The 22,075-nt window shown below is 63.8% G+C and carries 18 protein-coding genes; 8 read left to right on the top strand and 10 right to left on the bottom strand.

All coding sequences use genetic code 11. The features are described from left to right. Positions 1–12: 12 nt before the first annotated feature. The 7 genes from cysS to JOZ06_RS04310 all read right to left on the bottom strand — a co-directional run bounded on the left by cysS (position 13) and on the right by JOZ06_RS04310 (position 6,253). A complete protein-coding gene (cysS, locus tag JOZ06_RS04340) occupies positions 13–1,422 on the bottom strand; it encodes a cysteine--tRNA ligase (protein ID WP_293229087.1) in 1,410 nt (469 codons plus the stop codon). A 188-nt stretch (positions 1,423–1,610) separates the two neighbouring features. Then, on the bottom strand, positions 1,611–1,724 hold the full coding sequence (gene cydX, locus JOZ06_RS04335; RefSeq protein WP_293229084.1) for a cytochrome bd-I oxidase subunit CydX: 114 nt from the start codon (positions 1,722–1,724) through the stop codon (positions 1,611–1,613). A gap of 11 nt (positions 1,725–1,735) precedes the next feature. After that, a complete protein-coding gene (gene cydB / locus JOZ06_RS04330; protein WP_293229080.1) occupies positions 1,736–2,872 on the bottom strand; it encodes a cytochrome d ubiquinol oxidase subunit II in 1,137 nt (378 codons plus the stop codon). After that, positions 2,872–4,434: a cytochrome ubiquinol oxidase subunit I gene (locus JOZ06_RS04325; protein WP_293229078.1), complete on the bottom strand. Its 1,563-nt coding sequence runs from the start codon at positions 4,432–4,434 to the stop codon at positions 2,872–2,874. The genes cydB and JOZ06_RS04325 overlap by 1 nt, the downstream gene beginning before the upstream one ends. After that, positions 4,431–4,604, bottom strand: a complete 174-nt coding sequence (cydP, locus tag JOZ06_RS04320; RefSeq protein WP_293229075.1) for a cytochrome oxidase putative small subunit CydP — start codon at positions 4,602–4,604, stop codon at positions 4,431–4,433. The genes JOZ06_RS04325 and cydP overlap by 4 nt, the downstream gene beginning before the upstream one ends. Positions 4,605–4,765: 161 nt before the next feature. Further along, the gene (locus JOZ06_RS04315) at positions 4,766–5,275 is read right to left on the bottom strand and encodes a hypothetical protein (protein ID WP_293229073.1); all 510 of its coding nucleotides are present in this window, start codon (positions 5,273–5,275) and stop codon (positions 4,766–4,768) included. 81 nt (positions 5,276–5,356) lie between these two features. After that, positions 5,357–6,253, bottom strand: coding sequence for an AraC family transcriptional regulator (locus JOZ06_RS04310; RefSeq protein WP_293229071.1), 897 nt, complete (start codon positions 6,251–6,253; stop codon positions 5,357–5,359). Between the two features lie 120 nt (positions 6,254–6,373). Here JOZ06_RS04310 and JOZ06_RS04305 point away from each other — a divergent pair, with 120 nt between their 5' ends. Continuing rightward, positions 6,374–7,276: an EamA family transporter gene (locus JOZ06_RS04305; RefSeq protein ID WP_293229070.1), complete on the top strand. Its 903-nt coding sequence runs from the start codon at positions 6,374–6,376 to the stop codon at positions 7,274–7,276. Position 7,277: 1 nt separating this feature from the next. Here the strand turns inward: JOZ06_RS04305 and JOZ06_RS04300 are convergent, their stop codons facing one another. After that, positions 7,278–7,931, bottom strand: a complete 654-nt coding sequence (locus JOZ06_RS04300; RefSeq protein WP_293229068.1) for an HAD family hydrolase — start codon at positions 7,929–7,931, stop codon at positions 7,278–7,280. After that, entirely contained in the window at positions 7,931–8,737 is an 807-nt protein-coding gene (locus JOZ06_RS04295) for an alkaline phosphatase family protein (protein ID WP_293229066.1), read from the bottom strand. Before JOZ06_RS04295 ends, JOZ06_RS04300 begins: the two co-directional genes overlap by 1 nt. Before the next feature lie 217 nt (positions 8,738–8,954). On the opposite strand from JOZ06_RS04295, the gene JOZ06_RS04290 reads away from it, so the two are divergent. The 4 genes from JOZ06_RS04290 (at position 8,955) to JOZ06_RS04275 (ending at position 12,384) form a co-directional block, all read left to right on the top strand. Beyond that, positions 8,955–9,683 carry a UTRA domain-containing protein gene (locus tag JOZ06_RS04290; RefSeq protein ID WP_293229064.1) on the top strand — a complete coding sequence of 243 codons (729 nt, stop codon included), beginning with the start codon at positions 8,955–8,957 and terminating at the stop codon, positions 9,681–9,683. An 11-nt stretch (positions 9,684–9,694) separates the two neighbouring features. After that, on the top strand, positions 9,695–10,519 hold the full coding sequence (locus JOZ06_RS04285; RefSeq protein WP_293229062.1) for a carbon-nitrogen hydrolase family protein: 825 nt from the start codon (positions 9,695–9,697) through the stop codon (positions 10,517–10,519). Between the two features lie 305 nt (positions 10,520–10,824). After that, the gene (gene dapA, locus JOZ06_RS04280; RefSeq protein ID WP_293229060.1) at positions 10,825–11,709 is read left to right on the top strand and encodes a 4-hydroxy-tetrahydrodipicolinate synthase; all 885 of its coding nucleotides are present in this window, start codon (positions 10,825–10,827) and stop codon (positions 11,707–11,709) included. Between the two features lie 105 nt (positions 11,710–11,814). Next, positions 11,815–12,384 carry an undecaprenyl-diphosphatase gene (locus JOZ06_RS04275; protein WP_293229058.1) on the top strand — a complete coding sequence of 190 codons (570 nt, stop codon included), beginning with the start codon at positions 11,815–11,817 and terminating at the stop codon, positions 12,382–12,384. Here JOZ06_RS04275 and JOZ06_RS04270 read toward each other — a convergent pair. Continuing rightward, positions 12,374–15,616, bottom strand: a complete 3,243-nt coding sequence (locus JOZ06_RS04270) for a PAS domain S-box protein (protein ID WP_293229056.1) — start codon at positions 15,614–15,616, stop codon at positions 12,374–12,376. The two genes, JOZ06_RS04275 and JOZ06_RS04270, sit on opposite strands and share 11 nt — an antisense overlap. A 321-nt stretch (positions 15,617–15,937) precedes the next feature. On the opposite strand from JOZ06_RS04270, the gene JOZ06_RS04265 reads away from it, so the two are divergent. The 3 genes from JOZ06_RS04265 to JOZ06_RS04255 all read left to right on the top strand — a co-directional run. Beyond that, a complete protein-coding gene (locus JOZ06_RS04265; protein ID WP_293229054.1) occupies positions 15,938–17,572 on the top strand; it encodes a PAS domain-containing methyl-accepting chemotaxis protein in 1,635 nt (544 codons plus the stop codon). Between the two features lie 115 nt (positions 17,573–17,687). Beyond that, a complete protein-coding gene (locus JOZ06_RS04260) occupies positions 17,688–21,752 on the top strand; it encodes a PAS domain S-box protein (protein WP_293229052.1) in 4,065 nt (1,354 codons plus the stop codon). Continuing rightward, positions 21,749–22,075 (top strand): response regulator (locus JOZ06_RS04255; protein ID WP_293229050.1); only part of this gene is annotated, 327 nt, incomplete at its 3' end. The genes JOZ06_RS04260 and JOZ06_RS04255, both read left to right, overlap by 4 nt.

The raw sequence follows: 22,075 nt of genomic DNA, 5'->3' as shown, positions 1-22,075 counted from the left end.
GTCCTCCTATTGTCAGCATAGGCCGCTGTGCGCTATTGCGCTTTGCGCGATCGGCCGCAGGCGCATGCCGTCCACGCTATCCTCCACGGCGTAGCCATGCTCGGCGAGCGCGGCGCGCAGCCGGTCTGCCTCGTCCCAGCGCCGCGCTTGCCGCGCCTGTTCGCGCGCGTCCGCCAAGGCCTGAATCTCTGCCGGGATGGCCAACCGGTGTGGCCGCCAGCCGGGTAGCCCGAGCCCGAGCACCTGATCACAGTGCGCGAGCGTCGCCTTCTTGTCGGCATCGGGCAGCGAGCCTTTGACGAGCCCCCATACCAACGCCAACGCCCGCGGCAGGTTCAGATCCTGGTTGATCTCGCGCGTGAAGGCGTCGATAAAGGCGGCGTCGCGGCGGCCGCCATCCGGCCAGCCGGCGTAAGCGTGACGCAGGCGCTCAAGCGCTTGCGCGGCGCCGTCGAGCGCGCTCCAACTGAAGCTCAGTTGTTTGCGGTAGTGTGCGGTCAGGCACAGGTAGCGATAGGCCAGCGGATCGACGCCGCGGTCGATGAGGCGCTGCAGGCGCAGAAAATCGCCGCTCGACTTCGACATCTTGGCATCGTCCAGCTGCAGGAACGCGCCGTGCAGCCAGAAGTTGGCCGCACGCGTGCCATGAAGTGCCTGACATTGGGCGATTTCATTACTGTGATGCACGGCGACGTGATCCTCGCCGCCACAGTGGATGTCGAACCACGGCGACAGATATTGGGTCGACATGGCCGAGCATTCGATGTGCCAGCCGGGAAAACCGCGGCCCCAGGGGCTATCCCATTCCATTTGCCGTCGGGCGTCGGCGGGGCTGAACTTCCACAGCGCGAAGTCGGTGGCATGACGCTTTTGGCCCAGATCGACACGGATGCCCGCCGCGAGGCCCGCCCGGTCGAGGCGGGCCAGGTAGCCGTAATCGTCCTGGCGGCTGGTGTCGAAATAGACGCCGTCGTCGGTGCGGTAAGTGAATCCCTTGGCTTCCAGCGCGGCGATGAAGTCGATTTGCTCGGGAATATGGTCGGTGGCGCGGCACCAAAGCGTCGGTTCGAGCATGCCCAATGCGCGTAGGTCATTTTGAAACGCGACGGTGTAGCGCTCGGCAATCTCCCAGGCGGAGGCGCCGCCGGCGCGGCGGCTGCCCTTCTCCATCTTGTCCTCGCCCTCGTCGCCGTCGGACACCAGGTGGCCGACGTCGGTGATGTTGACCACGTGGCGCACGGCGTAGCCGTTGAATTGCAAGACACGGCGCAGCGTGTCCTCGAACAGGTAACTGCGCAGGTTACCGATATGGGCGTAGTCGTAAACGGTCGGTCCGCAGCAATACATGCCGACGTGCTCCGGGCGCAGCGGTTCGAAGGGCCGTAAGGCGCGGTGCCAGGTGTCGTACAGATAAAGCGGCATGGCGATCTCCCAAAAGAAAAAGGCCGCCGGTTGAAGCAACGCGGCGGCCGAGGTCGAGCTGAACGTGTGCGCTAGGCGCGCGCCGGCCCCCGCCGTGTCGGACAACACGGTTGCAGGTGGGCGGTCGGGTTCAGCGAAATCCGTTTCATGTCATCGATACTATCGGCGCTCGGCGGGACGGTCAACCATCAGGCCGCTTCATCGCCGACGTCGTCGTGATGCAGATTTTCTTCGATGATCGCGTTGATCCCCGCCAGCGAAATCGCCAGCGGCAGACCGAGTATCCAGGCGAAATACCACATGGCATGTCCTTTCAATAAGCGGTTTTCGAGTTCTTGCGCACGGCTTCGACCGTCACCGGGCCGCGCATGACGCGGTAGCACCAACTGGTGTAGAGCACGATCAGCGGCGTGAAGATCAGCGCCACCCAGAACATCACGGCAAGCGTCAGACGGCTCGAGCTGGCGTCCCAGACGGTGAGACTCGCATTGGGGTTCAAGCTTGACGGCATCAGGAAGGGGAACATGCTGCTCCCCGCGGTGCCGATGATGCCGGCCTGGGTCAGGCTGGAGGCGATAAAGGCCCAGCCGCCGCGGCCTCTGCGCGCGAGCAGGCTACCGGCCAGGGCGGCGGCGATGCCGACGGCCGGCAAGAGCCACAAGAGCGGCCTGCGATGGTAGTTGGTCATCCAGGCGCCGGCGTGGACCAACACGGTTTTGGCCAGCGGGTTGGACTCGGCGCCGGGTAGGGCGCCGGCCACAATCTGATAGCCCGGCAAGCGGCTGACCCATGCGCCCGCGAGCGCGAACAGCAACGCGGCGGCGAGGCCCATGAACATGGCGGCGCGGCGCGCGCGCGCTTGTGGCGCGCCTTCGGTCTTGATGATCAGGAAGGTCGCGCCTTGGAAAGTGATCATCGCGCTCGACACCAAGCCGCACAGGAGCGCGAACGGATTGAGCAACGCCCAGAACGTGCCGCTGTAGCTGGCGCGCAAGGTGTCGTCAAAGGTGAACGGCACACCCTGCAGCACATTGCCGAATGCCACGCCGAAGATGATCGGCGGCACCAGACCGCTGATGAACAGCGCTCCGTCCCAAAAACCGCGCCAGCCCGCATAAGGCAGCTTGCTGCGGTAGTCGAAGCCGACCGGACGCAGGAACAAGGTCCACAACACCGCCAGCATCGCCCAGTAGAAACCGGAAAAGGCGGTGGCGTAGATGAAGGGCCAGGCGGCGAACAATGCGCCGCCACCGGTGATGAACCAGACCTGGTTGCCGTCCCAGTGCGGGCCGATGGCGTTGAGCAGCACGCGGCGCTCGTCGTCGTCGCGGCCGATCCAAGGCAAGAGCGTGCCGACGCCGAGGTCGTGGCCGTCCATGACGGCGAAGCCGATCAACAATACGCCGACCAGCAGCCACCAGATGAAACGCAAGGTTGGATAGTCGATCATCATTGAGCTCCCTGTGCGCGGGTTTCATGGTGATAACGCCCGGTGCCCAAACTGGACGGACCGAGGCGGGCATATTTGACCATCAGGAACAGCTCGACCACCAACAGCGCGGTGTAGAACAGTACGAAGCCCGCGAGCGAACCCGCGACCGAGGCGATGCCCAGCGACGAGGTGGACAAATGGGTCGGCAGCAGGCCGTAGATGGTCCAGGGCTGGCGGCCATACTCGGCCACGAACCAGCCGAGCTCGCAAGCGAGCCAGGGCATGGGCAGCCAGCATACGGCCCAGCGCAACAGCCAACGCTTGTTGGCGAAGGTGTTTTTCAGCGAGAACAACAAAGCTGCGCTAAACAGGATCAGGAAGCTGAAGCCGAGGCCCACCATGGCGCGAAAACCCCAGAACAGCGGCGCCACCTTGGGGATGGTGCTCCAGGCCGCTTGATCGATGACGGCCGGTGTGGCTTGGCGCACGTCGGCGACGTACTTCTTCAGCAGCAAGCCGAAACCGAGATTGGCCTCATGTTGCTCGAAGGCGGCGCGCAAGGCGGCATCGTCCGGCGACTTGCGCAGCGCTTCCAGCGCGATCACCGCTTGTTGACCGTCGATGATGCGGGCGCGGTTCTTGGCCACGATCTGGTTGATGCCGGGAATTTCCTTGGTGGTGGAGCGGGTGCCGATCAGCCCCATGACATAGGGGATCTGCAGCTCGTAGCGATTGACGCGCGCCGCCTGATCGGGCAGCGCGAATAGTGTCAGGCCGGCCGGCGCCGGCTCGGTATTCCAAATGGCCTCGATCGCCGCCATCTTGGTTTGTTGCGACTCGCTGACCGTGTAGCCCGATTCGTCGCCCAGCACGATCACCGACAAGGCGGCGGCGAAACCGAAGGCGGCGGCGATGCGGAAGCTGCGGCGCGCGAAGGCGATGTCGCGCCCCTTGAGCAGATACCAGCTGGAAATGCCCAGCACGAAACAGGCCGCGGTGACGTAGCCGGCGCTGACGGTGTGCACGAACTTGGCCTGCGCGGTCGGATTGAACAGGATGTCCCAGAAGCTCGACAACTCCATGCGCATGGTGCGGTAGTTGAAATGCGCGCCGACCGGGTCCTGCATCCAGCCGTTGGCGATCAGTATCCACAGCGCCGACAGATTGGAGCCGACGGCAGTCAACATGGTCACCATCAGGTGCTTGACGCGCGAGAGCCGGTCCCAGCCGAAGAAGAACAGGCCGATGAAAGTCGATTCGAGGAAGAATGCCATCAGTCCCTCGATCGCCAGCGGCGCGCCGAAGATATCGCCGACGTAGTGCGAGTAATAGGCCCAGTTGGTGCCGAACTGAAACTCCATGGTGATGCCGGTGGTGACGCCGAGGGCGAAATTGATGCCGAACAGCTTGCCCCAGTAGCGGGTCATGTCCTGATAGATCTGTTTGCCGGTGATCACGTACACCGACTCCATGATCACCAGCAGCATGCTCAAGCCCAATGTCAGCGGCACGAACAGGAAGTGATACAGCGCCGTGACGGCGAACTGCAATCGCGAGAGGTCAACCAATGTTTCTGTCATGGGGGCTCCTTCGAGCCGCCCGAGACAGGCGCGGGCGTCGTCAGCAGACGGTCGGCGACCGCCTGACTGCTGACGTCGGGCCGGTCGGGAAACCAGATCGTCTTGATCACCAGAATCAAAACGATCTTGATCACCAGCACGGCGATAATTTCACGTCGGTAACGGCTCATCATGGCTTTTGTTGTTAGATGGAGGCCGCATCGACTGCACGGCCAACCCTCATGATAGGGGGAGGGGGTATGAGGAGCGATGCGACAAATTGTCGCAGTGCACAAGCCGGGCAAAAGAAAAGCGGCCATGTGTGGCCGCCCGCGTGGTTCGTGGCCGGTGTTTACAGTCCAGGCAGGAACGCCTTGGCGATCAGCGAGGTGAGCCCCGCCACCATCAAACCCATCATCCAGCGCATCAGTCCCATCTGATGGCCAAGCGCCATGATTTCGCCATGAAGGCGCAACGCGCTTTTTTCGATTTTGGTTTCCAGCCGCTCCTCGATGCGTCCCATCTCCGCTTCCAGCCGCTCTTCGACACGTCCCATCTCTGCTTCTAGCGCGGCGAGGTCCGCCTTGGTGGCGCGCAGCTCGATTTGCGCTTCCAGCAAGTCGATTCGGTGTCCGAGCGCGTCCACATCTTGTTTGGTGGCGAGCCGCTCTTCGATTTGTGTTTCCAGCAAGTCAATGCGTTGTCCGAGCGCGTCCACGTCTTGTTTGGTGGCGAGCCGCTCTCCTTGGCCCGCGAGGACTTCGGCCAAGGCGCAGGCCTCGGCTTCGGCGTGTGCGCTGGGCACGCCGGCGGCTTTGAGCCGGTTGGCGAATTGCAGCGTATCGAAAGCCATCGTCGTCATCGCGGGTCTTTCATCGGCGAGGAAGTAAATGGAGCTTACAGACGGCCCGGGAAAGCGGGCAAGCGAGCGCGGCGCGAGGGGTCAGCGGCGGCCCTGCGCCCATAGGCGATAGGTGCCGGGCGTGGCGCCCAATGCGGTACGGAAATGGCGCGTCAGGTGGCTTGCGTGACTGAACCCCGCCTGGTTGGCGACGACGTCGAGCGGCAGGTCGCCGTGCGCCAGCAGCCGGCGCGCGCGCGCCAGGCGACGGCGCATGATCCAGCGGTGCGGCGCCTCGCCGACCGATTCGCGGAACATGCGCGCGAAATGGTATTCGGACAACGCCAATTCCCGCGCCAGTTCACCCACGGTCAATTCCTGCCCAAGGCGGGCATCGATCAAATCGAGTACGCGGCGCCGTTGCGCCGGCGCGAGGCCGCCGCGCGGACGCAGGTCGCGGCGCCGGTCGCTGTAGTTGAGCAGCAGGTAGGCCAGCATTTCGTGGCCGAGAGCGTTGGCGTTGAGCCGGCTTTCGCTGTCTTGCCAAGATTCGGCGGCCAGTTGCCGCGCCAGCGCCGCCAGGCGCCGGTCTTCCAGATAGATGTCCTGTCGCAGCGCCACGGTGCGCGGTTCGGCGTCGAGCATGCGTACCGCCTGCGCGCCGAACTGTTCCTGGGTGAAATAGAAATGCACGAAGCGGATGCGGCCGTTGATGCGCCAATACGATTCGTGCTCGGCCGGCAGCAGACATAGCTTGCCAGGGCCGCCGCGCCGGTGCGGCTGGCCATCCAGAAAAACGTCGTAGCCGTCCTCCAGATACAGCGATAGCGTGTGATGCGCCGGCCGGTCGTAGAGGGTGTCTTCCAAGGTTTCGCGCAGCCATAACGCCGCGCGCAGGCCGTCGCCCAGCTGCGCCTCGCGCTCCAGGTCGGCGCGCGAGTGGCTGAGGACTTCGTAGACCGGGCTGGCCGGCTGTGGGCGGTAGAGCGGCGTTTCCATACTGAGCAGTGTAGCGTGGCGAATGACATTTGCGTGGATTGGGCGCGTGAAATGCGCAGGATTGTGCAATATGGCCGTGTCCCGCCGGCGCATGCTGAAACAAAAGCCGGGAGCGAAACCATGACCGCCATCTTGTATGCATTGACCGTCCTGATCTGGGGCACGACCTGGATTGCCATTAAATGGGAGTTGGGCGCGACGCCTGTTGCGTTGTCGATCGCGCTGCGCTTTGCCATGGCCGCATGCGTGCTGTTCGCCATTCTGGCTTGGCGGCGCCGCTTGGCGCCGCCGCGCGGCGAGGCAGCACGGCTGGTGCTGGCGCAGGGGCTGTGCCTGTTCTGCTGTAACTTCCTCTGTTTTTACAATGCCACCCGCTGGGTGCCGAGCGGCCTGGTGGCGGTGGTGTTCTCCATGGCCACGCTGCTCAATGCCTGTAATGCCCGGTTGTTCTTCAAACAGCGCATTGCGCCGCAGGTGCTGGTCGGCGGCGCCTTCGGCTTGAGCGGCGTGGTGGCGCTATCGTGGCAGCAACTGGCCGGGGCGTCGTTTTCCTGGCTGAGCCTCTGGGGGCTGGGGTTGGCGTTTTTGGGCACGCTGTGTTTTTCGTTCGGCAACTTGCTGTCGAGCCGGCTGCAGAAGCTGGGCCATATGCCGTTGCAGACCAACGCCTGGGCGATGTTGACCGGCACGCTGGTCCTGTTGGCCGGCTGTCTGCTGGCCGGGGTGCCGCTGCGGGTGGAGAGCGATCCGCGCTATTGGGGCGCTTTGCTCTATTTGGCGGTGCCGGGCTCCGTGATCGGATTTACCGCCTATCTGATGCTGGTCGGCCGTCTGGGGGCGGAGCGCGCCGCCTACTGTACGGTGCTGTTTCCGCTCGTGGCGCTGAATGTGTCTGCGCTATGGGAAGGCTACCGTTGGACGCCGGCGGCGCTGGCCGGCGTCGTGCTGGTGCTGATCGGCAACGTGCTGGTGTTCAAGAAGCCGGCGCCGCGCCCGCAGGCGGCGCCGGTTTCCGCGCGCTGATTCAATGCCGCCAGGCGAGCGTTTGCCACCGGCGTTCGTCGGCCACGGCCAGAAGCAGCGCGTCGGGGTTGATGACGTGGGCCTGGCTCACCGCCTCCAATAGCGGCACGTCGTTGATCGAGTCGCTGTAGCCGTGACTGCCGTCGAGCGTTTCATGCTGGCTCGACAGCCACGCCTGCAGCCGTAATACCTTGCCGTGCTGATAGGTCAGTGTGCCGGTGGTGCGGCCGGTGTAGCGGCCGGCGTGGGTTTCCAATTGGATGGCCAGCACGTCGTCGACGCCGAGCGCGGCGGCGATCGGCCGCACCAAATGCTCGCCGGTGGCCGATACCACGACGATGCGCCAGCCTTCCGCGCGGTAGCGCGCCAGTGCGGCGTGCGCCTGGGGAAACACTCTCGGCAGTATCCAAGTACGCAGATAATCGTCGGCCCAGTGCGCCACCTGTTCGGTGGTGCATTGACCCAGCGGTTGCAAGGTGAAGGCCATGTAGTCGTCCATGGCCAGCCTGCCGGCGCGGTAGTCGGCCATCATGGCGGCCTCGCGCGCCAGCATGTCGGCGCCGGCGAGCTGGTGTTCCACTTGATAGCGCAGAAACAGCGACGAACTGTCGCCGTCGATCAGGGTGTCGTCGAGGTCGAAAATCGCGAGTGGCATCAGGCGAGCAGCTCCGGGCAATAAGGTTTGTCGTGGGCGAGCCCCATCAGCGTCGCCATGCTGCCGCACAGCATGGTCTGGTCGATGGTGAGGCTGGGGTGATGGCTGAATCCGTCGCCGAGCACGAATAGCGGCACTTCGCGCTCTTCCGGCAGACTACCGCCGTGCGTGCCGTCGGCATTCATGCCGTGATCGCTGGTGACGAGGATCTGATAGCCAGCGGCCAGCCAGTCGGACAGATAGTCGGACAACAGGGCGTCGAAGCGTCGTGCCGCGTTGCGGTAGGCCGCCGAGTCGAGCCCGTGGCGATGGCCGGCATCATCGACATTCATCGGATGCACCAGCAGGAAATCCGGCGCGTGCAGGCGGAGCAAGGTATCCGCATCCAATAACAGATGTTCATCCGGATAGTCGTCGCAGTGGTAGAACATGCCGTGCTGAATCGGCAACGAGTCATCGTTGGTGTGGCGGTCGCGGCGCGCAACGTAGGGCGAGCGGTTGTACAGTTCGCTGATCCAGTGATAAGCCGCGGCGGCAGTGCGGCGCCCGCCGGCGCGAGCCAAGTGGAAGAGGCTCGACTGGTTGGAAAGACGGCGTACGCCGTTGTGCACGATACCGCTGTCGACCGGCGCCGCGCCGGTGAGGATGCACTCGTACAGCGGGCGCGACAGCGATGGCAACGCGGCGCAGAGCGAGTAGGCACTGGCGCGACCGGCTTCGGCGAGCCCCAGCAGATAGCCGAGGCTGTCGCGCGCCACTTGCCAGGCGAGGCCGTCGATCAATACCAAAATCACTTTTCTTTGCATGAATATTCCTGCGTCATTATTTGATGTTGGACTAGGTCAGCCGATCCGAGCCGATCATATTCAGATAAAATGACAAGTATATGACTTTGGCGCGGCGGGTTCGGCGACGGGCAGAGAAAAGACGCGCTATCATTTTTTTGCAATATCGGGCGAGTAGAGTGGCAAAATTTAGCGCTCCCCGCCGAGCTGTTCGAGAAACATTGTGGACTAGTCCAATATGTCTGACCTGCCTCGCTCCCAAGCCGCCCAGATACGGGCGACCCTGGCCACGCAGATTGATAGCGGCTTGCTGCCGCTGGGCGCCAAGCTGCCTTCCGAACGCGAGTTGTCCGATCTGTTTTCCACCACGCGCATCACCATCAAAGACGCGTTGCTGGCGCTGGAAGCCGAAGGCCGCATCTATCGCGAAGACCGGCGTGGCTGGTTCGTGTCGCCGCCGCGGTTGATTTACAACCCGCAATACCGCTCGCATTTTCATGAGATGGTGACGCGCCAGCAGCGGCAGGTGGAGACCCGCGTGTTGTCGGCCGCGACCGTGCTTGCCACGCCGGCGCTGAGCCAGGAGTTGAATCTGGGCGCGATGGCGCAACTTTACCGGATACAACGCACCCGCAGTATCGACGGCCGCGTGGTGCTGTATGTCGAGCACCATCTGAAACCCGAGTTCTTTCCCGGCATCCTGGACAAGGATCTGTCGCAGTCGCTGACGCTGATCTATGAGCGCGAATACGACATCCACTATGGCCGTTCCCGCTTCGACATCTACCCCAGCGCGGCGCGCGGCGATGTGGCGCAGGCCTTGACCCTGGCCGAAGGTAGTCCGATATTGCTGGTATTTCGCATTAATTATGACCAGCACGGCCAGATCATCGACTGCGATCACGAGTATTGGCGCCACGACGCCATCTTGATCACCGTCGATAGCCAGACCGCCGCTGGCGACTGAACGGAGATGGCATGCGTATCGAATTGGCTCAGCTTCCCTGCGAGGATGGGCATCCGGAGGCCAACCTGGCCGTGGCGCTCGCCGCGATCGACCGCGCCCGTCCGGATAGCGATCTGATTGTTTTCCCGGAAACCTTCCTGAGCGGTTTCCCCACGCCACAAAACGTGGCGAGCATCGCCGAGCCGCTCGACGGCGCCGCCGTGTCGCGGCTTGCCGCCGCCGCGCGCGATAAGCGGTTATCGATCGCCATCGGTTTGGCGGAGGCGCGCGATGGCCGCTTTTTCAATACCACGGTGCTGTTGACGCCCGAGGGTCTTGCACTGAGCTACCGCAAGGCGCATCTGTGGGCGTCGGACCAAGGTGTGTTTTCCGCCGGCGACCGCATCGAGTGTTGTGAATGGCGCGGTCTGCAAGTCGGTGCGCTGATCTGCTACGACATCGAGTTTCCCGAGTCGGCGCGGGCGCTGGCCACGCTCGGCGCCGAGGTGCTGCTGGTCACCGATGGCAACATGGACCCGTACGGCCCGGTGCACCGGCGCGCCATCGTCGCGCGCGCCATGGAGAATCAGATGTACGCCGTGCTGGTCAACCGCTGCGGCGGGGGCGACGGCCATCAGTTCCCCGGCGAGAGCGTCGTGGTCGACCCGTTCGGCGAGATCGTCGCCGAGTGCGGCGCTAGGCCGGAGCAGCGGGTGGTCGAACTCGACCTGAGCGTGCTCGCACGGGCGCGCGCCGCGTACGACTATCGCTCAGAGCGACGGATCGGCTTGGCTGGCAGCGTGCATCAAGCGGAGGGCGGCCGGCGCTGGTTTGCCATTGATGGCCAGTCGGATTGAAAGACGGGCCCGTGCCCGTTTTTGCGCTTTTGTCCGACAACACTATTGCCAAACGTCATAAAGCCATTTACATTGCAAGTCATGGATACCGCACGCACTCATTTCGCCGATTCCCTCGCCCAACCGGGCGCGGCGTTTGCGTGCGGGTTCGCCAAAGCTAAAAAACAGCTGCTCATCTGACCGGAGCGTGCTGTTCCGTCAGATGAGCGACGGAACAGGCCCCGGTCTCACCACCCCCGCCTTGGTTTTCGATTGCTCCTCGTGGACGGACGTTGAATACGGTCTCGCACTGAGAGGGTGTCAAAATGGATTTTTCCGGTATTTGGGTTCCGCTGGTTACGCCGTTCCGTGACGGCCAGGTCGATCATGTCGCCTTGCGCGCGCTCGTCGAGCACTACCGTCAAGCGAAAGTCGCCGGTCTCGTGGCATTGGGCACCACCGGCGAAGCCGCGGCGCTGGAAGACGACGAGCAATTGGCCGTGGTCGACTGCGTGCTTGCCGCGGCGGGGGACCTGCCGGTGATCGTCGGCTTGGCCGGCAACCATCTTGGGCACCTGCGCGCGCGGCTGGCCGCTTTTTGCCAGCGTCCGATCGCCGGCTTGTTGACGCCCGCGCCGTATTACATCCGCCCATCACAACAAGGGTTGGTCGATTACTTCACCGGCTTGGCCGAGGAAAGCACGGCGCCGCTGGTGTTGTACGACATTCCGTACCGCACCGGGGTGCGGCTGGAGCTGGAGACGTTGTTGATGCTGGCCGGCCACGACAATATTGCCGCCATCAAGGATTGCGCCGGATCGGTCGACACCACCCAGGCGCTGATCGCCGATGGCCGGTTGCAGGTGCTGGCAGGCGAGGACATGAACATCCTCAATACCCTGTGCATGGGGGGCGTCGGCGCCATCGCGGCTTCGGCGCATATCCGGCCGGATCTGTTCGTGGCGCTCGCCGCGGCAGTCGATGCCTGCGATCTGCCGCGCGCGCGGGCGATCTTCCACGCGCTCGCGCCGATGATGCGGCTGATGTTCGCCGAGGCCAATCCCGGCCCGGTCAAGGCGGCGTTGGCCTTGCAAGGGCGAATCCACAATGCGCTGCGCGCGCCGATGTGCGTGGTGTCGCAGGGGCTGGAGATGCGGCTTGGCCAGGCGCTGCCGGCCTTGGATCAGCGCGCGCGCGGTCTGGCGGACTAAGTTCGGCTTAAGGTGGGACGGCCATACTTCGTGGCGGTCCCCCGGGAGCGGGGGTAGAATTCACCCTTTTTTGCCGCCGTGACGGCGGCAATGGCTAGTTCCACTATGATTGAATCACTGAACCGCGCGCTATTCTTATCGATCAACGCGGCGCCGGATGCCGGTCTCATCTCCGTCGCCCTGGGGTTGTTGTGCGGCGAAATGCTGATCTGGGGGTTGCCCCTGATGCTGACGTTCGGTTGGCTGCGCGGCCGGGCGGCCACGCGCCGGGCCATGCTGGAAATCCTGTTCGCGGCGCTCGCAGCGCTGGTAGTCAACCAGCTCATCGGCATGGTGTGGCCGCACCCGCGTCCGTTCATGATCGGACTGGGGCGCACGCTGATCGCCCATACGCCGGACCCGTCTTTTCCCAGCGACCACATGACGCTGATGTCGGTCACGGCCGCGAGCCTGTGGTTGCAAGGCTGGCGCCGTACCGCGGCCGTCTGGGCCGCCATGGCGCTCGCCACCGCCTGGGGACGGATTTATTTGGGCGTGCATTTCCCGCTCGATATGCTCGGCGCGGTGATGGTGGCCTGCGCGACCGCGATGGCTTGCCATCGTTTCGGCGGTTCCGTGGTGGACCGGGCGCACGGCGGATTACTGGCGATCTGGGGCCGTCTGTTCAGTCATTGATCAACGCGTTCAGCGCGGATGCGGGTTGGGTTCGATGGCGCTCGAACTCCCCGCCCGATACCGGCTGGCTGAACAGATAGCCTTGACCGATGTCGCAGCCTTCGTTGAGCAGGAAATGCCATTGCGCCTCGGTTTCCACGCCTTCGGCGACCACCTTCAGCCCGAGACTGTGCCCCATGTTGATGATGGCGCGCACGATGGCCGCGTCGTTGGGATCGGAGAGGATGTCGCGCACGAAGGAACGGTCGATTTTGACTTGCTCGAGCGGTAGCGTCTTCAGGTACGACAGCGACGAATAGCCGGTGCCGAAATCGTCCAGACTGAACTTCACGCCCATGGCCCGCAGCGTCGACATCTTCGCGGCGGACTCTTCCATATCATGCAGCAGCAGGCTTTCGGTCAATTCCAACTTTAGCCGCGCCGGGTCGATCGCGTAGCGCGTCAGCAATTCGCGGATCTGCGGCACGAATTCACAGTGACGGAACTGCCGGGCGCTGACGTTTACCGCCAACGTGATGTGGCGCATCAGCGGGTTGTCGCGCCACAGCGCCAACTGGCCACAGGCGATCTCCAACACGCGCAGGCCGAGTTGATGCACGAGTCCGCTCTCTTCCGCGAGGCCGATAAATTGCGCCGGGAGGATCAGGCCGCGTTCCGGGTGCAGCCAGCGCACCAACGCCTCAGCGCCGATCAGGCGTCCGTCTCGGTCGATTTGCGGCTGGTAGTACAGCACCAGGTGGTCACGGCGCAAGGCGTTGCGTAGCTCGTTCTCCAGCGTGCTGCGGGTTTCCAGTTCGGCCTGGGTCTGAGGATCGAAGAAACACAAGGTGTTGCGGCCTGCCGCCTTGGCTTGGTACATCGCCAGATCGGCGTGCTTGAGCTGCTCCTCGACCGTGGTTTTTTCCTGGGCGTTGAACATGGCGATGCCGATGCTGGGCGTATTGTGGTAATCGCTCGGCCCCAGCGGGTAGGGATGATTGAGCGCTTCCATGACCGTGCCCGCCACGGTGCGGATCTGCGTGGCGGCCAGCTCGCGCCGTTCATCCAGCCCCTCGAGCAAAATAACGAATTCGTCGCCGCCAAGCCGAGCCACGGTGTCTTTTCCCCGCACACAGGCCTTGAGCCGTTTGGCCACCATCAACAAGAGCTTGTCGCCCATGTCGTGCCCCAGCGTGTCGTTGAGCTGCTTGAAATTGTCCAGATCGATGAACAGCAGCGCGCCGTGCTGGCGAGTGCGCTGACTGGTGGTCAGCGCCTGCTGAAGCCGGTCGAGCAGCAATTGACGGTTGGGCAGGCGGGTGAGCGAATCGTAAAAAGCCAGACGCCGGATTTCGTCCTCGCTGCGCTTGCGTTCGGTAATGTCGCGGACAAAGGCGTAGATTTTGTCGGCGGCGGCATTGGCCGACACTTCCGCCGGCCAGTACGAGCCGTCCGGCCGGCGCATCCGGCACTCGAAGCGCTCGCTGCCGTTGCGGACGATACGATGAATGCGGGCGGCGATATCGGCCTTGCCCGCGTCGTGCTCCAGATCGGCCACCGACATCGTCAGCAGCGCCGCGCGCGCATAGCCGCTCATGTTGGCGAAGACGTCGTTGATTTCCAGCAAGCGGCCACGGCGATCGAAGGCGAAGAAGCCGTCGACCATGTTTTCCACCACCTGGCGGTACTGGTGGTCGAGGCGGGATTTCTCCAGATCGGCGTCCATGGCCTGCTTCATCAGCCGCGCGGCCTGACGGTAGGGCGTGATGTCCTTGGCCAGCAGCATCAGATAGCGTATGCCCTGGACCACCGGCAGCGTGAACTCGCAGTCCACTTCCATCGACTTGCCGAACGTCGACACCATTTGCAGCTCATAGCGTTGCGGTTGGCCGTCGTCCAGCGCGCGCTGCGCCACGGTCAATAATCCGGAGTCGCGCCACACGGCGAGCGTGCGGAAGTTTTGCGCCAGCAATTGCTCCCGCGTCGCGCCGGCCAGGTCGGCCAGCGCCTGGTTGGCCATGATGCATTGACCATCGCTGTGGTAGAGGGCCATCCCCACCGGCGCCGATTCGAACAGCTGGCGGAAGCGGCTTTCCGATTCGCGCAGCGCCGCTTCGGCCTTGCGGATCGGCGAGATGTCCAGCACCAGGGCGAACAAGCCGCATACCTGGCCATTTTCCCAGTCTGGGATCAAATGGATTTGTGCCTGCCAGGGCTCGCCGCTGCCAGGGCGATCGACTTGGTACTCGGCGCGTTGCGTTTGGCCTGCCAGCGCCAGGCGCAGCTGCGGCAAGATCCGGGCGAAATGCCCGGCAGGCAGCAGATCCGCCAGCGGCAGGCCCGCGAGCCGTGCCGGATCGATGCCATGCCAGTCGCAATAGCCTTGGTTGCCGAAACGGTGGCGTAGATCGGTGTCGTAATAGCTGATCAGCGCCGGCATATTGTCGAGAATGGTGTGCAGCTCCTGCTCGCGCTGGCGCAAGAGGGCGGTTTTTTCGGCCACGAGTTGCGCCAGCTCGGCGTGGTGGCGCTGCGATTCGGTGATGTCGATCAGAGAGCCGATGATGGCCGGGCGATTGTTGTGCAGGCAGCGCCTGCCGTGCACTTCGGTCACGAAAGGCGACCGGTCTCGCCGCACGGCGTTGAAGTGATAGCGCAGCGAGTCGGCGCCGCCGCGCAGCGGCCGCAGCACGTTACGCACGACGCGCACGCGGTCCTGCGGCGCGATCAGCTGGATCGAAGGTTGGGCCAGGATCTCCGCGGGCGTGTCATAACCGAAAATGTCGGCAAAGGCCTGGTTGGCGTAAATCACTTGTCCATCCTGGACGATATACACGCCGGTGACTGCCTGTTCGACCAGGGCGCGGAATTTCGCTTCCGCTTCGCTTTTTTCCTGTTCGGCGTGTTTTCGCCGCGTGATATCGCGTGAAATGCGTGAAATGCCAATTTGCCGTCCTTCAGCATCGAGAATGGCCGAGACGGTGGTGGAGATGTCCAGCAGGCGCCCATCCCGGTGCAGGCGCTGCGTTTCGTAAGCCGGCACATGCTCTCCACGCCGCACGCTGTCGAGCACCGATTGTTCTTGTGCGAGCAGCCATGCGGGAACCAGGCATTCTCCGGACTGGCCGAGCATCTCCTCGGCGCTGTAGCCGAACAGCTTTTCCGCGCCGCGATTCCAATGTGTGATGATGGCGCCGTCGCGCGTGGCAATTACAGAGTCGCCGGTGGAATCGATTAGTTGTGACAGCGTCATGCGAGCATTTTCGGCACCCTCGCCGCGACGGCGTGCCGAAAATACGGTCAGAAGGCGGCGCAGGAGATCGTTGCCAATAGCGGGCAGCCACATCACAGGATTTTCGTCCTCCGATCGCAAGCGATATTTAATGATCTTGTCATGGGTTAGTGTACCCGAACCGGAGGGGGGCGCAAGCAGACTTTACTCTTCTTGATAGTTAGAATGATTCTTGCTATCGATACTGTCTTCTGTATATAGAAATGAGGCACACAGTCATGGTGTGCCATACAACGAAGGATCCTCTGAAGAGGGTCTCTAACAAAAGTCTGGGGGACTATTTTGCGCAACAATCAACCTGTTACCAATCACGAATACGTCATCCCGCAGGGCGTGTTCATCTATTCGCGCACCAACACCAAGGGCGTGATCACCGAGGTCAATCCGGCCTTTGCCGAGATCAGCGGTTATGAGCCCGAAGAGATGGTCGGCCAGCCGCATAACATGATCCGTCATCCGGAGATGCCCCCCGCCGCGTTCGCGGATTTGTGGCAGAGCCTCAAGGCCGGCCGTCCCTGGAAAGGCATGGTGAAGAATCGCCGCAAGAACGGCGACTATTACTGGGTGGTCGCCAATGCGTCGCCGGTGCGCGAGGACGGCCGCATCGTCGGCTATCAATCGGTGCGCACGAGTCCGACGCGCGAGCAGATCGCTGCCGCGGACGCCGCTTATCGGCGCATCAACCAAGGCGACAAGTCGCTGCGCATTCAGGATGGCCGGGTGGTGCGCAATCGAACGTCTCTGATGGAAAAACTGAGTTCGCACGAGGCCCGGCTGTATGGCTATGTCCTCTTCACTTTTTTGACGGTGTTGTTCAACGTCGCGGCCAACGTGTTCGGATTTTTCCCGCTGGCTGCGGTATCGCATGCGCTATCGCTGCTGTTGCTGCTGACGACCGTCTATATGGGGATGTTTTACCTGCCGCGCGCGCTGGGCCGGTTGCAGCGCATCCGCGACTATCTTGAGCAAACCTTGACCACCGGCGATCTGACCGGTGAGCTGGTGCCGCAGAAAGAAGACGTGATCGGCGCCATTGGCGGCCGCCTCGACACGTTGCTGTCCGCGGTGCGCGCCACTTTGCAGGTCATTGTCGACGCCTCGCGCGAAGTCGGCGAATCGAGCGGCAGCCTGCAAGGCACGGTCACCCGCCTAGGGGCGGCCGCCGAAGAGCAACATGAGTCGTCGGCATCGGCGGCGGCGGGCGTGGAGGAGGTTTCGGTGTCGATCAACGAAGTGGCGCAGCATGCCGCGGCGACGCATACGGCCGCCGAAGAAACCCGTTCTCAGGCGGAGGAAGGGGCGCGCCTGTCCGGTAAGGCGACAGTCACCATCCAAGCGCTGGCCGAGACGGTGGCGCAATCGGCGGTAACGGTCGAGCAATTGGGGACGCGTACCGAGGAGGTCGGCAAGGTGGCGGGCGTGATCAAGGAAATCGCCGACCAGACCAACCTGTTGGCACTGAACGCGGCAATCGAGGCGGCGCGGGCCGGCGAGACCGGCCGCGGCTTCGCCGTGGTGGCCGACGAGGTGAGAAAACTGGCCGAGCGCACCACGCGCGCGACGCAGGAAATCGATCAGATGATCGGACACATTCAGCAGGACACCAGCTCGGCGGTCGGCAGCATGCGCGCGAGCGCCGAGCAGGTCGGCGTCAGCGTCGAGCTGGTGCACGACGCCGAGCAGGCGCTGCAGCGCATCAACCAGGAGATGCGGCGCACGCTGGAGATGGTGACGCACATCTCGTATTCGTCCAAGGAGCAAAGCAGCGCCATGCAAATCATGGCGCAGGGCGTCGAGCAGGTTGCGCATTTGACCGACGAGAGCCTGGCGGTGGCGCACAAAACCGAGACGATTACCGGAGAGCTGCGTGCCAGCATCGACAAAATGCGCAAAGCGATGACGCAATACCGCGTCTGAGAGGCACGTCCCACCCTGGCGGAGGCCGCGCATTGTCGCGGCCGATGCGCTAGACTCATAGCGTGATCCGCCGCGACGCCAGCCGGTGTCGGGCGCTAGACCAGAGAGGGGCACGATGAGGCAACGCGGGCTGAGCGATCGATCGCGGTTTCTGGGTATTGCCTTGTTGTTTCCCATGCTGGCCAGCCTGTTGCAATGGTGGCTATGGCCGCATGTGCGCCCACTGCTATGGCTGTGCTTCTATCCCGCCGTTTTCTTTGCCGCGAGCCTGACCGATCTTGTCGGCGGGTTGGCGGCCACCGCCGTCTCGACCTTGCTCGGGCTGGTGTTCTTTACCTCTTCGGCGGCCTACGCGACCTGGCCCGCCACACTGAATACCCTGTTGCGCACGATGGTGTTCATTGTCGCCGGCGTACTCTACAGCATTGTGTTCGCGCGCGTGCGCGCCCATTTGGATGACAGCGCCGAACGCCGCGGCAACGTGCGCATGCGCCGCATGCTGGACTATGCTGCCGACGCCGTGCTGGTGATCGCGCCGGACGGGCATTGCAGCGAAGCCAATCAGCAGGCATTGCAACTGTTGGGCTACGACGCGCGCGCGCTCAAGGCCTTCGCGGCGGCCGATTTGATCATGCCGCAAGACGAGGCGGAACTGCTGGCCTTGTTCGCCACGGTGCGGCAGACCGGCCATGCGCGCGGCGAGCTCCATCTGCGCCGGCAGGACGGTTCGCCGGTGCCGGTGGACATCAACGCGATCTTGCTGCCCGACGGTTTTGTCTACGGGGCCTGCCGCGATATGACCGAGCGACGGCGGGCCGAACAGGCATTGCACGACAGTCAGCAGCGGCTGAATCTGTTTATCGAGCACGCGCCGGCCGCGCTGGCGATGTTCGACCGCGACATGCGCTATCTCGCCGCCAGCCGCCGTTGGCTGGACGATTACGGCTTGGCCGGCAAGACGGTGCTGGGGGCTTGCCATTACGACCTGTTGCCGGGGATGCCGGCCGAGTGGCACGGCGTGCATGCCCGCGCGCTGGCCGGCGAAGTGGTCCGCAAAGACGAGGATGCGTTCGCGCGCGCCGATGGTTCGATGCAGTGGCTGCGCTGGGAAGTGCGGCCTTGGCATGCGCTGGACGGCACGGTCGGCGGCATCGTGATCTTCTCCGAGGACATCAGCGCGGGCAAACGCGTCGAGCAGGCGCTGCGCAGCGAGCGGCAGTTGCTGCGCACCTTGGTGGATACCTCGCCGGATCTGATTTGGCTGAAGGACGCACAGGGCGTCTATCTCTCCTGCAACCGTCGCTTCGCCGAATTCTTCGGTGTGGGGGAGGGCGATATCGTCGGCAAGACCGACTACGATCTGGTCGACCGCAGCCGCGCCGACATCTTCATGGCGACGGACCGGCGCGTCATTGAAAGCGAGACCGCGCTCAAGCACGAGGCCGCCTCGCTGAACGCCAGTGACGGGCATCGCGTCACGGTGGAAACCATCAAAGTGCCGATGTACGACGAGGCGCATCAGCTCATCGGCGTCCTGGGGGTCGGCCGGGATATCACCGAACGCAAGCAGGTGGAACTGGAGCGGCTGCAGCACGAGGCGCGCTATCGCGACCTGTTCGAGGCCAATCCGCAGCCGATGTGGATCTTCGACCCGCAAACACTGGCATTTCTAGCCGTCAACGACGCGGCCATCCGGCATTACGGCTATAGCCGCGAGACGTTTTTGACGATGACCGTCAACGACATCCGTCCGGTGGAAGACCGCGCGCGCTTGGTGACACGCTTGCCCGATGTGCTGGCCGGCGCGTCGGAAGAGGGCATTTGGCGCCACGTGTGCCAGGATGGCCATCAGATCCTGGTGGAGATCTCCGCGCACGCCATCCAGTATGCCGGCCGCACCGCCGTGGTGATCCAGGCCAACGACATCACGCTGCAGCGCCAGGCGGAGGAAACGCTGCACAAATTGTCGCTGGCGGTGGAGCAAAGCCCGGAAAGCATCATCATCACCGATCTGCAGGAACGGATCGAGTTCGTCAACGATGCCTTCGTGCATACCACCGGCTACCGGCGCGACGAGGTGATCGGCCGCTCCGCCTGTTTGTTGCAGTCCGGCAGCACGCCGCGCGCCACTTACGACAAGCTGCACCAGGCGCTGGCGCACGGCAAAAGCTGGCGCGGCGAGTTTTACAACCGGCGCAAGGACGGCAGCGAATACATCGACTTCGCCATCATCACGCCGATCCGGCAGAGCGACGGCGAGATCAGCCACTACGTTTCGGTGCAGGAGGACATTACCGAGAAGAAGCGGCTGGGCCAGGAGCTCGACCGGTATCGTCACCATCTCGAGGAACTGGTCGCGCAACGCACCGAGGAGTTGACGGTCGCCAAGGCGGCCGCCGAGGCCGCCAATGTGGCCAAGAGCGCGTTTCTCGCCAACATGAGCCACGAGATCCGCACGCCGATGAACGCCATCATCGGTTTCGCCCAGCTATTGCGACGCGGCGCGCTGACGGCGGAGCAGCTGGACCAGGTGGAGAAGATCAATACGGCGGGCCGGCACCTGCTGTCGATCATCAACGACATTCTGGATCTGTCCAAAATCGAGGCGGGCAAGCTGGAGCTCGAGTTTTGCGACTTCGCGCTCAGCGCGGTGCTCGACCATGTCGGTTCGTTGATCGGTCAGGCGGCCCAGGCCAAAGGCCTCAAGGTCTTCATCGATTACAACGACGTGCCGCACGCTCTGCGCGGCGACCCGACCCGCTTGCGCCAGGCATTGCTCAACTATGCCGCCAATGCGGTTAAGTTCACTTTCCGCGGCGAAATCCACTTGGGTTGCCGCGTCGTCGAACGAGAGGGGGCGGCGCTCATGGTGCGTTTCGAGGTGCGCGACACCGGCGTGGGGATTTCCGCCGAGCGTGTGGCGCACCTGTTTCAGGCGTTTGAGCAAGGCGATACCACGATGACGCGCCGCTATGGCGGCACGGGGCTTGGCCTGGCGATTACCCGCCATCTGGCGCAGATCATGGGCGGCGAGGCCGGCGTCGAATCGCGCGAGGGCGCGGGCAGCACCTTCTGGTTCACCGCGCGTTTGCGCCTGGGACATTTGCCGGCGACGCCATCGCCGGACGGGGTGTCGTGGGAGGAGGCCGAGCGGCAACTGGCCGACGCCTATGCCGGCAGCCGGGTGCTGCTGGTCGAGGACGACGAAATCAATCTCCAGGTCACCCAGGCGATGCTGCGCCATACCCAACTGGAGGTGGACGTTGCCGAAGACGGCCAGCAGGCGGTCGACATGGCGGCGCAAACCGATTACGCCTTGATTCTGATGGACGTGCAGATGCCCGGCATGGACGGCATTGCCGCCACGCGGCAGATCCGCGCGATGCCGACGCGGCAGCAGACCCCAATCCTGGCGATGACGGCCAACGTGTTCAGCGAGGATCGTGAACAGTGCAGCGCGGCCGGGATGAACGATTTTGTTCCCAAACCGGTCGAGCCGGAAATCTTGTTCGCCGCGCTGTTGCGCTGGCTGCCCGAAAGTCGCGCCGCCGCGCCGGAGAAACCGGCGAAACCGATGTACGTGGCGCCGTCCGGTCTGGATCTGAATGCGTTGCGCCAAGGCCTGCAAGCGATCCCCGGCATGGATGCCGACGCGGGCTTGACCGCCTTGGGCGGGAACGTCGCCTTCTACTGGCGCATGCTCGGTTTGTTGCGGGCGCATTATCGGGAAGTGCCCGAGGCGCCGGATATTTACTGGACGCACTCGCTCAAAGGCTCGGCCGGCAATCTGCGGCTCACCGAACTGCAAGCCCATGCCGCTGCGTTGGAGGCGGCCCTGAACGCTGGCGAGGGGGTGCCGACGGCCCTGGCACGGGTCCGGGAGGAGCTGGCGCGTTTGTTTTCCGCCTTTGAAGCGCTAGCGGCACCGCCCGCGGCGTTGCCGCCGTCCGATGTGCCCCAGGCCGCCGCCGCGTTGCGGAGTATGGCGGAGTGGCTGCGGCAGGCCGACTATCAAGCCGGTCCGTTTTACGAACGGCACAAGCCGTTGCTGCAGGCCAGCTTTGGCCAAGAGGCCGTCGCGGAATTGGATCGGGCCATGCAGGACTATGATTTTTCCCGTGCGCTGGTTGCCGCCGAAGCGTTGTTGGCCAGCGCGCCCTCGATGCGAGAAACCTCATGAATGCCCTTCCCCCCGCCGACTCCGCGTCGTTGCCCCTGTTGCTGGTGGTCGACGATCAGCCGGACAACCTGAGCCTTTTGGGCGAGTTGTTGACGCCGCATTATCGGGTGCGCGTGGCCAATTCCGGCGAACGGGCGCTGGCGTTGTTGAAGGGGCCGCCGTTGCCGGATCTGATCCTGCTCGACGTGGTGATGCCGGGGATGGACGGCTACGCCGTGCTTGAGGCGATCCAACAGCATCCGCAACTTGCCGACGTGCCGGTCATCTTTTTGTCCGCGCTGGACGGCTCGACCGACGAAGAGCGCGGACTTGCGCTCGGCGCG

It is taken from the genome of Paludibacterium sp. (genome assembly GCF_019232825.1).
Taxonomy (GTDB): domain Bacteria; phylum Pseudomonadota; class Gammaproteobacteria; order Burkholderiales; family Chromobacteriaceae; genus Paludibacterium.
This window is presented reverse-complemented; position numbering and strand designations above follow the sequence as displayed.